Source organism: Gemmatimonadota bacterium, assembly GCA_016712265.1.
Classification (GTDB): domain Bacteria; phylum Gemmatimonadota; class Gemmatimonadetes; order Gemmatimonadales; family Gemmatimonadaceae; genus RBC101.
The window spans coordinates 268,864-281,186 of the sequence record JADJRJ010000029.1 but is presented as its reverse complement, the minus strand read 5'-3'; the positions used below and the strand labels follow the sequence as shown (position 1 = coordinate 281,186).

Below are 12,323 nucleotides of genomic sequence, written 5' to 3'. Positions count from 1 at the left end.
GCCGGCGTCAGCGACGGGAGATTCCCCGCACATGCGCGCCACCCCGTCCCTGGTGATTCAGACGTCGTTCCTCGGCGACGTGGTGCTAACGACCCCGTTGGTGCGGCGCCTGGCCCAACGGGGACCGGTCACCGTGGTGACCACCCCCGGCGCCGCCGCCCTGCTCCAGGGGCATCCCGATGTGGCGCGCCTGGTGGTGTACGACAAGCGCGGCGCCGATGCCGGCATTGGCGGGTTTGTTCGGATGGCGAACGCGCTGTCCACGCATGCCGGGGACGCCGTCGCCTACCTCGCCCAGGGCTCGCACCGGACCGGCGCCCTGGCCCGCGCCGCTGGCTACCACCATCGCGTGGGCCTGGCCACGTCGACCGGGCGCATCTGGTACACGACAGCCCTCAGCACGCCTGAGGGCATGCACCACGCCGAGCGGCTCTGGCGGCTCGCGGGAGACATGCCCCCGACGGCCGATGACCTGCGGCCGCACCTCATGCCTGCCGGGACCGACCTCGCGGCGGCTGAATCCTTGCTGCAATCGCAGGGCGCGTTGCACGAACCGCTGGTGGCCCTCGCCCCGGGCAGCATCTGGGGAACCAAGCGCTGGCCCCACTACGCCGAACTGGCCGGCGCACTGCGTGGGCTGCGTCCCGTGGTGATCGGGTCGCGCGATGACGCGGCCCTCGCCGCCGAGGTGGTGGCGGCAGCCCCGCACGCCATCGATGCCACGGGACGGCTCCCCCTGCTGGCGTCGGCCGCCCTCATCGGTCGCTGTCGCGCGGTTGTCACCAACGATTCACTGCCGCTCCACCTGGCCACGGCCACGGACACACCAACGGTGGCGATCTTCGGGCCGACGTCACCAAGCTTCGGCTTTGGCCCGCTCGCGACACGCCACGTCGTCGTGGAGCACCGCACGCTCACCTGCCGACCGTGTCACCGACACGGGCCACCGACCTGTCCGTTGGGCCACTTTCGTTGCATGACCGAAGTGACGGTGCCCCAGGTCGTGGACGCGCTCGCCCGGGTGACGGCGTGACCGCACTGCTCGCCCACGGAATCGCCGGGCTCCTCCTTCCCCTTGCCGTTGGCGTGGTGCTGGGACTGCTCGGAGGCGGCGGATCGATCCTGGCGCTCCCGATTTTCCTCTATGTCTTTCAGGTCCCGACCAAACCCGCGGTGGCGATGAGCCTGGCCGTGGTGGGTATGGCGGCCTTCGTCGGCTTTCTGGGTCACTGGCGACAGGGAACCGTCAGTCCCCGCATCGCCCTGCCGTTCGGCGGTTTCGCGATGCTGGGAGCCTTCGTCACTGCACGCCTGGCGCACCTCGTGCCCGAACGCGTGCAGCTCGGACTGTTCATGGCATTCGCGCTGACCGCGGCCGTGTTGATGCTCAGGGACGCCGCCCGCACGCCCGCGCGCGACGCCCCGGTCGAGGAGCTCCGCCCAGTGTTTTCGCCCCTGCTCGGCGCCCAGGCCCTGGGCGTCGGGATGCTGACGTCGCTGATCGGTGCTGGCGGCGGCTTCGTGATTGTGCCGGCGCTCGTGATCCTCGCACGGGTGCCCGTGAAGGTCGCCGTGGGGTCGTCCCTCCTGATCATCACGATGAACGCCCTGGCGGGATTCGTTGGCTACGTTGGGACGGTGGCGATCGATTGGCCCCTCGTCAGCGCGTTTACCGGTGTGGCGGCGCTCGGGGCGCTCGCCGGGACACGTCTTGTTCGGTATGTGCCACAGCGGCGCATCAAGCAGGGGTTCGCCGTGCTCATCCTCGTGCTCGGAGCCATGGTGATCGCTCGCTCTCTCGGCGTGATCGGCTAGATTGGGGCCAGCGCGTTCCGCGCGCGTCCCTGCCCTTCACTTCGACGGATGACAAGCCGCAAAGCCGGGAAGTTCATCGTGGGTGTCGACCTCGGCGGCACCAACATCGTGGTCGGCTCTTTGAGCGAAGACGGATCGCGGGAGTACGCGATGCGTTCCGAGCCTACCCGGTCGGGTCAGGGGGCAGACGCCGTGGTGGACCGCATGGTGCGGATGATCGACACCGTGATTGCCGAGACAATTGCGGCCACCGGAGCCAAGCGGTCGGCATGCCTCGGCGTGGGGGTGGGCGCCCCGGGCCCGCTCGATCGGGAGGCCGGGGTGGTGCTCACGACGCCGAACCTTGGATGGACCAACTTTCCACTGCGTGCGGTGATCGCCGAGCGGGTTGGACTGCAGGCCACGCTGGACAATGACGCCAATTGCGCGACGCTGGGAGAATGGTGGCTCGGCGCGGCCCGCGGGGGGCGCAACGTGGTTGGCATGACGATCGGGACAGGGATTGGCGGCGGGCTGATCCTGGACGGCCGACTGTACCACGGCGTCTCCGACGTCGCAGGAGAGATCGGGCATACGACCATCGACCTGACGGGCCGACGCTGCAAGTGCGGCAACTATGGGTGCCTGGAGGCGTATGCGTCCGGGCCGTCGATCGCGGATCGAGCGCGCGAGGCCATGGGCGACGACACGTCGTCGCGGCTCTACGCCATGGTGAACGGCGACCTGTCCATTCTCACCGCCGCGACGGTGTATGCCGCCGCCCAGGCAGGGGATGACACGGCGCTCGATGTGGTGCGCGAGACCGCCCGATTCCTCGGCACGGGGATCGCCAACTTGTTGAACATCTTCAACCCCGATGTCGTCGTCATCGCGGGTGGGGTGACGCAGGCCGGGGATTCACTGTTCGAGCCGATGCGACGCGAGGTGCGGCGGCGGGCGTTTCGCGCGGCGGTGGAAGCTTGCCGCATTGTGCCGGGGTCCCTGCCAGGGACGGCCGGCGTGGTGGGCGCGGTGGCGACGTTTCGGCAACAGGCCCTCGGCGCGGTGTGAAGCGGGTCGGGGTGATTGGCTCGTTCGTGTGGGACATCATCCACGGACGAGACCCGGGGCGTCGCCCCGTGGAGGAATGGGGGGGGGTGACCTACGCGCTCTCCGGGTTTGACGCCGCGCTGACTAGTGACTGGCAGGTGGTCCCGCTGGCCAAAGTCGGGCGCGATCTGTGGCCACGCGCGTGCCAGTTCCTGCGCACGTTGCGGCGGGTGGCCCCAGACGCCCACCCGATCGAGGTCGAGCAGCCTAACAACCGGGTGACACTGCGCTACCTGGATGACGAGCGCCGTTCCGAGGTCTTGACCGGCGGCGTGCCACCGTGGCACTGGCTCGGCCTCAAGCCGCTCCTCGCGGACCTCGACGCGCTCTACGTGAACCTCCTGAGCGGCTTCGAGCTGGACCTCGAGGTGATGCAATTGATCCGGCAGCACTTTCGCGGGCCGATCTACTGCGACCTGCATTCGCTGTTCCTCGCCGTGCAGCCCGATGGGTTGCGCACGTGGGAGCCGATCCCCAACGTCGATGGCTGGCTGCGCTGTATGGACCTGCTCCAGGTGAACGAGGAGGAGATGCGGATGATGGCCGACGACCCGATGGCGCTCGCCGCCCGCGCGATGAATGCGGGGGTGACGTCGTTGATCGTCACGCTCGGTGCACGCGGTGCGGTGTTCGTGAATGCGCCACACTTCTCGCGGCTGTCCGACCTCGCGACACGCGATCGTGCCGCCTTTGTGTCGGGGCCAGTGCAAACGGCGCTAGTGCACGCGCACGCGGCGCGTGTCAAGGGGACAGATGGCGACCCCACGGGATGCGGTGATGTGTTTGGTGCCACACTCTTCTCGCGACTGCTCTGTGGTGATACGTTTTCGGTCGCGTTACACACCGCCCACACGGCCGCGGCGCGCAACGTCGAGTTCCATGGAGCCTCCGGGCTTGCGCACCATCTTCGCGGCGAGTTGATCCCCACGTGACAACGGTCATCACCGTTCCACCATCCCTCGACGACCAGACCCTTGAAACGGTGCTGGACCAGCTGGCGCCGCTTCCCGCGGACCAGAAGGTGCTCGTGGATGCGCGTCACACGCGATGGGCATCGCCGTATGGACTGACGGCCTTGCTCACCATCGCGCAGTCGCGCGCGGAGCGGGCCTCGTTCGCTGGGCCCGAGACCGAGGAGACGGCGAGCTACTGGCAACGGGCCGGCTTCTATGAACACGCCGAGCGCGTCTTCGAGATGCACGGCCACGTCCCGCGGCCACGCGGCCACGCCGGGGAGTCGCAGGTACTGCTCGAGATCACGCCGGTCGCGAAGAGCGATGACGTGCACGAAGTGGTGGAAAAGATCCAGTCGAAGGCGCAGACGATCCTCGTCAACGAGTTGCACCTGGACCCGATGGCGACGATGCGGTTTGCCATGACGCTTTCTGAAGTTTGCCAGAACATCGTCGAGCACGCCCAGACGACCGGGTGGGTGGCGGTGCAGACCTATCGGTACCGCCAGCGGTTGGGGCGACGGGTCGTGGTGATCGCCGTCTGCGACGGCGGAATCGGGTTTCGGCGCTCGCTGGAGTCAGCGCAGGGCCGCAAGCTCAGCGACCGTTGGGACGACGGGATGGCACTCGAAGACGCGATGTTGCGTGGCGTCAGTCGCTTTCGGGACCCGGGCCGCGGCCAGGGACTCGCCGGCGTCCGACGGTACGTGGGAAAATGGGATGGCAAGCTGGCCATCCGCAGCGGCACAGCACGGATTGCGCTCATCCCATCGTGGGACGAGGATATCGCGCTCCGGGAAGGGCTCGCGCCCTTCCCCGGATCTCAGGTGCAAATCACGATTCCGGAACGGGTGGCCAAGGGTTGACCTACCACATCGCCATCGACGTCAGCTCCGTGCTTCGCCGCACGGTCTGCGAGCTGTATTCCAACCTGGTCACCCGTCCGACGGGTGCGACCGTGCGTCGCGCCATCGAGGAGGCGTTGGTCGGGCTCCCCGAGCCCAACGTTACGGTGATCGATTTTTCGCATGTCACGCTGCTCGACTTTTCGTGCGCCGACGAGATCGTCGGCAAGCTGCTGGATGCCCAGCAGCGGGCGGACGGTCGGCCGCGCACGTACTTCCTGATCCGTGGCCTCCACGAGCCGTACCTCGAGGCTATCGAGGCGGTCCTCGAGCGCTACGACCTCGCCGCCCTCGTCCAGGACCCGTCGGGGAACGTGCACCTCGTGGGGACCCTCGACGACGGTGCCCGTCGTGCCTGGCACGTGGTACGCCAGCGTGGGTCGGTGCAGGTCCAGGAGATCGAGGACGAACTCGGTGAGCCGTTGGTCCCGTGGGAAGAAGTCGTGAGCCAGCTCTCGTCACGACGATTGGTCGTGCGGCGCGACGACGGGCGGGTGGCCCTCCCCCAGGCCTCATGAGCCTCCTGCGCTCCACCCCGCCACTCCATGTGGTGGGATTTGTCGCCACTCGTCGTGGCGACCCGGAGCGCGGCCCGCTCGCCAGCCTGCGTACCGAGGAAGCGGTGGCCCGGTTGATCGAGGACGGGGAGCTCGTGTACCTCGTGGGCCCGCGACGCAAGGAAATGGTCGAGGTCCGGTACGATGACGCTGTGCCTCGCGGGGCGGTGGTCATTCGCGACGTGAGCGGGGTCAGCGTCTCCGAGGTGATCCGCCTCGAGAAGCGTCCCCCGCCCCGCGCCCCGACCTGAGCACGCCGCGGCCCGTTACCTTTTCGTCGGTCAAAGTGTCCGAGGGTGGGAGCGACCTCGCTCGCCTGAACCCTCGCAACGACCGGACCGTCGTGTGATTCGTTTCTCGCACGTTCACAAGGAATACCCCCGCACGGGCGTCGCCCTCAACGACGTCTCGTTTGCCGTCAACCGTGGCGAGTTTGTCTTCCTCACGGGACCGAGTGGTGCCGGGAAGAGCTCGATCCTCAAGCTCATCTACATGGACGAGCTGCCGACCAAGGGAGACGTCATGGTCAGCGGCACGCACTCCACCGGGGTGAAGCGCAAGGCGATTTCGCTGCTACGCCGCAAGCTGGGCGTAGTGTTCCAGGACTTCCGGCTCCTCGAGGACCGGAGTATTGAGGCCAACGTCGCGTTTGCGCTGGAAGTGATCGGTACTCCGCGCGACAAGATCCGGCCCAAGGTCGCCCGGCTGCTCACGCAGGTGGGGCTGGCGTCCAAGGCGACGAACGTGCCGCGGGAGCTGAGTGGTGGCGAACAGCAACGCGTCGCGATCGCACGCGCCCTCGTGAACGACCCGTTCGTGCTCGTCGCGGACGAACCGACGGGGAACCTCGACGACCGCGCCACGCGTGGCGTCTTCCAGCTGCTGCGGGAGATCAATGCCGCCGGGACAGCGGTGGTGATGGCCACCCACAACCTGGAGCTCGTGAAACGCGAGAACCTCCGCGTGCTCGAGATCAACCGCGGCCAGGTGGTCTACGATACGAACGACGACAAGGGCCGCGCCCCGGAGCTCACCCCATGAGCCTCGCGCTCCGAGAAGCGATGATCGGGTTCCGGCGGGCCCCGATGCTCTCCGTCCTGTCCATCACGACGATCGCCTTTTCCCTGTTTGCCTTTGGGCTCTTTTCGCTGGTGGCGATCAACTTGCGAAGTGCGCTCGAGCAAGTGGAGTCACGCGTTGAGATCCGTGGATTCCTGGAGGAAGGGGTCAGTGCCGAAGCGGTGGCCGACGCCATGCAGGTCATCGGCTCATACCCGGAAGTGGCGCGGGTGGAGTACGTGAGCCCGGAGCAGGCCCTCGACCGGGCGCGCGAAGAGCTCAGGGAATTCCGGGACGTCTTCGAAGCCGGGTTCCTGCCGGGTTCGCTGGACATTCAGCTGCGTGAGGGATCCCGGGACCCGGTGAAGGTGGCTGAGGTGGCGCAACGCCTTCGCGGGTTCAACTTCGTGAACGACGTGCGCTTTGGCGCCGAATGGATCCAGAAGCTCTACACGATCCGCAACATCGCGACGGCCGCCGGGATCATCCTCGGGCTGGCCTTTGCCGCCGTCGCGGTGATCATCATCAGTGCGACGATTCGCATGGCCGTGATGGCCCGCGCCCGCGAGATCTCCATCATGCGACTAGTGGGAGCGACCGACGGCTTCATCCGTCGCCCATTCCTCATCGAGGGATTCATCAAGGGGGTCCTGGGTGGTGCCTTGGCGCTCGCCCTCACATGGATCGCGAGCCTGGTCATCAGCAAGTACTTCATCCAGACCGAGTTCTTCGCCCCAGGCCTCGCGATGCTTGGCCTCCTGGGCGGCGCGGTGATTGGCGTGGCCGGGAGCGCGATCTCCGTCGGACGACAGATCCGGCACGTGTCATGACGCCGGTACGGCGCGGCGTGTGCCGCCTGGCGCGTACGCTGGTCATCGCCGCCCTCCTCCCGGGGGCGGCGAACGCCCAAACGGCGGAGCAGCGTCTGCGCCAGCAGCAGAATGAGCTGGAGGCCATCCGCAAGGAACGCGCAGACCTGCAGAAGCGACTCGGTGAACTCCAGGGGAAGGCCCACGACCTCAGTGAGGAAGCGACCAACCTCCGACGCCAGGCCGACGCGACCGCACGGCTCGTGCGGCAGCTCGACGTCCAGCTCGTCGAGATCAATCGCGATGTGCAGGCCTCTGAAGAAACGCTGCAACGGGCCGAGCAGGAGGTCAGCCGCAAGCGTGGCTCGCTCAAGCAGCGATTGATGGACATCTACAAGCGCGGCCCGATGTACACCACGGAGGCGCTGCTCTCGGCGCGGTCGTTCGGCGAGCTCGTGGGCCGATACAAGTACCTGCATGAGCTCACCCTCAACGACAAGGCGGCGGTCAAGAACGTCGAACGCCTCTACGAGGAAATCGACGCGCAGCGCACCCTGTTAGTGCGGCTCCAGACCGAGATCGAGAGGAACCGCGGGGAGAAGGCGCAAGAAGAGACCCGACTGCGCTCCATGCAGGGGCAGCGACAGCGTTCCCTGCAGGAGGTGCAGCAGACCGAGCAGCAGGTACGCGAACGTCTCGCGCGCATCCAGCGCGATGAGCAGCGCCTGGGCCAGCTGTTGGCGAGCATGGAGGACACGCGACGGCGCAACGAGGCACGACCCAATGCCCCTGCCCCATCGGCGAGCACACTCAAGACCACCGACCTCGGGCGGCTGGACTGGCCGGTCGACGGCGACATTCTCTACTCGTTCGGTCGGGTGATCAACCCGAACAACACGGCGGTCCGCTGGAACGGGGTGGGAATTGGTGCGCCCTCAGGGACCGCGGTGCGTTCTGTGGCCGCTGGAACGGTCACGTACGTGCAGCCCATCGGGACGTACGGGCTCACCATCATCGTCCAACACGGGGGCGGTGACTACTCTGTCTATGGCTCGTTGAGTCGTGCGGATGTGCGCGTGGACCAGCAAGTGACGAAGGGCCAGGTGATCGGCGGAGTCGGTGCCGCCGACCCGGACATGCCCCCGCACCTGCATTTCGAGATTCGTCCGAAGGGGCGCGCGACGGATCCGCTAGGTTGGCTGCGACGGCAGTAACCTGCCCCCCGGGCGACAGGTCGCAGGTTTCCAGATCGCGCATCGGGCGCAGTAGACTTGTCGGGACACCTCGCGACGCCGCCCTGCCTGTGCCCCCACGTCCCCTTGCGCCTCTCGGTGCCCACGTCTCCGTTGCGGGTGGGGTGTCGACCGGCATCGCCCGGGCGCAGGCCATCGGCGCGACGGCCATGCAGATCTTCACCAAGACCTCCAACCAGTGGAAGGAGCCAGCCATCGAGGAGGAGGAGCGCGACGCGTTCCGATGCGCCCTCGCGGAGTCGCCGATCGCGTTCACCAACGCGCACGACTCCTACCTGATCAACCTCGCCTCGCCAGATCCCGTCCTCTGGGTCCGTTCACTGATCAGCTTCACGAGTGAGTTGCGACGATGCGAGGCCCTCGGGTTGCACGCCCTCGTGAGCCACCCGGGGAACTTCATGGACGACCGCGCCAGCGGGATCGCCCGCAACGTCGCGGCGATCACCCTGGCCCTGGAGGCGGTGCCGGGCCGCGTGCGGCTCTTGATGGAACTCACGGCGGGTAGCGGGACATCCATCGGTTCGTCGTTCGAGGAGATGGCACTCCTCCTCGACGCGCTCCCCCGATCGCTGCAAGCGCGAGTTGGCGTCTGCCTGGACACCGCGCACGTCTTTGCCGCCGGCTACGACCTGCGCGATCACTGGGACGATGTGTGGCAGTCGTTCGACGGCACCATTGGCCTCGACCGGCTCGGCCTCCTGCACCTCAACGACTCCAAGGCGCCCCTCGGCTCCCGAAAGGACCGTCACGAGCTGATCGGCGAAGGGGCCATTGGCCTCCACGCCTTTCGCCGCATCATGGCGGACGAGCGCCTGACCCCGATCCCCAAGGTGATTGAAACACCCAAGGGGACGGACGAGGTGACCAACGACCGCCGGATGCTTGCGCTTCTGAGGGAGGCGGCCGGCGGTTAGGCCGCGCGCGGCGCGGGCAGGGCGTCCAGCACGCGCTCCCGCACCCGGACCCAAGCGGCCGGACGGGACAATCCACTGGCAGACGCCGCATGGGCGGCGGCCACCATTCCGGTCATTGCCACCAGTTCGCCATAGTCCTCGAGTAACGCGAGGAACTCGCGTGGGGCGCGCGGCGAGCGCCACCCTTCATGCAGTGCGTCAAACCCGATACCGCACATCGCGACGACGCCTGCGGCAAGCACGAGGTCGAGGTTCGCGCGTCGCACATTGCGACTCGCCCGTCGCCACGCGAGTGCCAGGACAAGCAGGGTCACCGAGGACACACCGGCGAGATAGATGATCTCGCCCACGTCACGCCCGCGGAGGTGCAGCAGGAACCGGGGAAGCCCGAGTCCCCTCGCAATGGCGACCCCCATCTGCTCGTGCACCCCAACGATGTCATCCAGGAGTAAGGTGGTGCACAGGGCAGTCCACACGGTGAAACTCCAGTCCTTCAAGCGAAATGCGCGACTCCCGAGCATCCCGATGACGAGGGCGAGCTTGGCGTAGCCGACCACCTCGGCCAGTCCGCCGTCCCGCGTGACATCAAAAAACGTCAGGGTGCCATCTGCGGCGGTTCCCATCGCCACGTGGGCGACGAGAACGCTCAGGTCGAGCGCTAGCATGGCGTAGAGCCAAGGCTTCAGGACGGATGGCATGCGGGGCATTCGTGTGAGACACGACCGTTACGATGGTGTGACCACGTCACAATCCGTGCCACCGTAGGTGAACCCCCGACAGGGGTCGCCGAACTGGCCGACGGTTTGGTCGCCTCCTAACTTGGCCGGCATGGCCACTTTGCGACGGCGTGTGCTCACGGAGAAGGAGGTTCGGCAGGCCGCCAAGGCCGGCCAGAGGTCCCTGGACCCCGCCGGAGCCATCGTGACACCAGCCGCCAGAGACGCGGCGTCCGCCCTGGGCGTCTCGCTCGAGGTGAGGCTATCCCCGGTTGTGCCTTCGCCTCCCTCGGCCCTTACGGGACCCGCCGCTATAGTGGTGGGCGCAGACCACGGAGGTGTTGCACTGAAGGACACCCTTGTTGCGCACCTTCGGACGGCCGGCCATGAGGTGAGCGACGTCGGGACCTTTGGCACGGCGGCCGTCGACTACCCGGACTTCGCGGCGGCGGTCGCGCACGCCGTGGCCTCGGGCCAGGCGCGGTTCGGAATCATGATTGACGGTGCCGGGATCGGTAGCTGCATGGCGGCCAACAAGATTCCTGGCGCCCGCGCGGCGGCCTGCCACGACGTCACCACGGCCGCCAACGCCCGGGAACACAACAACGCCAACGTGCTTACCCTCGGCGCCGGGCTACTGGGCACACGGCTGGCGCTGGACGTTGTTGACACCTTCTTGCGCACCCCCTTCGGCGGGGGGCGCCACCAAGCCCGGGTGGACAAGGTCGACGCCCTCGATCGGCGCCGGTAGTTCCGCGTCGGCGAACGCGCTTGCGCCGCGCCGAGCGGCGCGCGAGGCTTGGCCCATGCGAACACAGATCCTGACCCTCTGCCTCCTGCCGCTGGCCCTCGTCGCGCAAGAGACACCGACCCAACGCGCCGCTGCCGCCGATGTCGTGCGACGCATGGCGGAGTTGCACAAGACGGTTGACGCCGCGGCGCTCGCCACCCGCCTGACGAGTCGCGCCAGCCCGTCTCGCGATGCCGTCATCGCCCGTGCGAAGGCGCTCTGGGACACCGAGCTGCAGGCGATGAGCGACGACATCACCAAGCATCCCGAGATCGGCTTCAAGGAAACGCGGTCGGTGAAAATCCTGGCCGACTACCTGACCGCACATGACTTCACGGTGGAGATGGGGGTGGCCGGGCTCAGCACGGCCTTTGTCGCCCGGTACAACAAGGGGACCCCCGGCCCGAACCTCGGCGTGATCCTCGAGTACGATGCGCTGCGTGGGACGGTGCGGGACTACCACGGCGACCAGCACAGCGCCCAGGGGCCCGTGGGGATGGCCGCCGCCATCGCGGTCGCGGAGTTCCTGACGAAGACCCGGACGCCTGGCACGGTGACGGTGATTGGGACCCCCGCCGAAGAGATGATGCCCCCGCCGTCCAAGACCCTGATGCATGAGAAGGGGGTCTTTACCGGGGTCGACGTGTTCGTGCGGTCCCACTCGTCCGTGAACACCCAGCGGCCGGCCCCGGGGTTCGGGACGTGTTGCCTCAACATCGATGGGGTCCGCTATGTGTTCACCGGTGCGCCGGCGCACCAGATGATGTCGTGGGAGGGCCGCGATGCGCTGTCCGCGGTGGTGCGATTCTTCAACAACGTGGACGGACTGCGCAAGAGCATCCGTCCCGAGGCGCGGATCCAGGGGATCATCCCTGAGGGAGGCAAGGCGCCTAACGTCGTTCCGGATCGCGCCGTGGCGGACTTCTACATCCGCTACCCCGACGAAGTGTACCTCGCCCAGATCCGCGAGTTGATCGACAACGCCGCGCGCGGCGCCGCACTCGCGACCGGGACCAAGGTCACCATCGAGCCATACGGCAGCATGCGCGACGGGATCTCGGTGGGCGCGCTGAACGAGGTGGCGTTTGCGTACCTGAAAAAGTTCGGCTCCACGCAGGTCGTGGCGGAACCGCAGAAACCGCAGGGCTGGGAGGAAACCGGCTCGGTATCACGGGACATCCCTGGGGTCGGGTTCAGCGCGTTTTCGTCGTCGGGCGGTTTTCATACCTACGAGATGGAGACGGACGCCCTCAACGAGATCGGGCACACCGGCTTCCGGTTTGACGCGATGGGGATGGCCGCGTTGCTCCATGACTTTGCCACGGACGCCGAGTTTCGGTCGCGGGTGAAGCAGGAGTTCGCGGGGACGAAGTCGTTATTCGCGGACTACGTCGAGGCGTTGCGAAAGGCGTATCCGGTGCCGGTGGTTCCCTGAGGAGAGTGGGCGTGGCGGGTGGACATGC

The 12,323-nt window shown here is 67.4% G+C and carries 14 protein-coding genes; 13 read left to right on the top strand and 1 reads right to left on the bottom strand.

Going from position 1 to position 12,323, the window contains the following annotated elements:
* The first annotated feature begins 31 nt into the window (after positions 1-31).
* The 11 genes from IPK85_15075 (at position 32) to IPK85_15025 (ending at position 9,354) form a co-directional block, all read left to right on the top strand.
* Complete coding sequence (locus IPK85_15075; protein MBK8248712.1) at positions 32-1,033, top strand: glycosyltransferase family 9 protein; 1,002 nt, start codon at positions 32-34, stop codon at positions 1,031-1,033.
* A 5-nt stretch (positions 1,034-1,038) separates the two neighbouring features.
* The gene (locus tag IPK85_15070) at positions 1,039-1,815 is read left to right on the top strand and encodes a sulfite exporter TauE/SafE family protein (GenBank protein ID MBK8248711.1); all 777 of its coding nucleotides are present in this window, start codon (positions 1,039-1,041) and stop codon (positions 1,813-1,815) included.
* A 48-nt stretch (positions 1,816-1,863) separates the two neighbouring features.
* Positions 1,864-2,865 (top strand): ROK family protein, encoded by a 1,002-nt coding sequence (locus tag IPK85_15065; GenBank protein MBK8248710.1) that lies wholly within the window; start codon positions 1,864-1,866, stop codon positions 2,863-2,865.
* 11 nt (positions 2,866-2,876) lie between these two features.
* On the top strand, positions 2,877-3,836 hold the full coding sequence (locus tag IPK85_15060; protein ID MBK8248709.1) for a carbohydrate kinase family protein: 960 nt from the start codon (positions 2,877-2,879) through the stop codon (positions 3,834-3,836).
* Positions 3,833-4,723, top strand: coding sequence for an ATP-binding protein (locus IPK85_15055; GenBank protein MBK8248708.1), 891 nt, complete (start codon positions 3,833-3,835; stop codon positions 4,721-4,723). The genes IPK85_15060 and IPK85_15055 overlap by 4 nt, the downstream gene beginning before the upstream one ends.
* Positions 4,720-5,280 carry a hypothetical protein gene (locus tag IPK85_15050; GenBank protein ID MBK8248707.1) on the top strand — a complete coding sequence of 187 codons (561 nt, stop codon included), beginning with the start codon at positions 4,720-4,722 and terminating at the stop codon, positions 5,278-5,280. Before IPK85_15055 ends, IPK85_15050 begins: the two co-directional genes overlap by 4 nt.
* Positions 5,277-5,570 (top strand): hypothetical protein, encoded by a 294-nt coding sequence (locus IPK85_15045; GenBank protein ID MBK8248706.1) that lies wholly within the window; start codon positions 5,277-5,279, stop codon positions 5,568-5,570. Before IPK85_15050 ends, IPK85_15045 begins: the two co-directional genes overlap by 4 nt.
* A 94-nt stretch (positions 5,571-5,664) precedes the next feature.
* A complete protein-coding gene (gene ftsE / locus IPK85_15040) occupies positions 5,665-6,360 on the top strand; it encodes a cell division ATP-binding protein FtsE (protein MBK8248705.1) in 696 nt (231 codons plus the stop codon).
* Complete coding sequence (locus IPK85_15035; protein MBK8248704.1) at positions 6,357-7,208, top strand: ABC transporter permease; 852 nt, start codon at positions 6,357-6,359, stop codon at positions 7,206-7,208. The genes ftsE and IPK85_15035 overlap by 4 nt, the downstream gene beginning before the upstream one ends.
* Positions 7,205-8,401 carry a peptidoglycan DD-metalloendopeptidase family protein gene (locus IPK85_15030; protein ID MBK8248703.1) on the top strand — a complete coding sequence of 399 codons (1,197 nt, stop codon included), beginning with the start codon at positions 7,205-7,207 and terminating at the stop codon, positions 8,399-8,401. Before IPK85_15035 ends, IPK85_15030 begins: the two co-directional genes overlap by 4 nt.
* 83 nt (positions 8,402-8,484) lie before the next feature.
* On the top strand, positions 8,485-9,354 hold the full coding sequence (locus tag IPK85_15025; GenBank protein MBK8248702.1) for a deoxyribonuclease IV: 870 nt from the start codon (positions 8,485-8,487) through the stop codon (positions 9,352-9,354).
* Here IPK85_15025 and IPK85_15020 read toward each other — a convergent pair.
* Complete coding sequence (locus IPK85_15020) at positions 9,351-10,052, bottom strand: hypothetical protein (protein MBK8248701.1); 702 nt, start codon at positions 10,050-10,052, stop codon at positions 9,351-9,353. The genes IPK85_15025 and IPK85_15020 overlap by 4 nt on opposite strands.
* 130 nt (positions 10,053-10,182) lie before the next feature.
* Between IPK85_15020 and rpiB the strand changes: the two genes are divergently transcribed.
* Together rpiB and IPK85_15010 are read left to right on the top strand one after the other, a co-directional pair.
* Positions 10,183-10,821, top strand: a complete 639-nt coding sequence (rpiB, locus tag IPK85_15015) for a ribose 5-phosphate isomerase B (protein ID MBK8248700.1) — start codon at positions 10,183-10,185, stop codon at positions 10,819-10,821.
* Positions 10,822-10,876: 55 nt separating this feature from the next.
* Positions 10,877-12,295: a peptidase dimerization domain-containing protein gene (locus IPK85_15010; protein MBK8248699.1), complete on the top strand. Its 1,419-nt coding sequence runs from the start codon at positions 10,877-10,879 to the stop codon at positions 12,293-12,295.
* Positions 12,296-12,323: the final 28 nt, after the last annotated feature.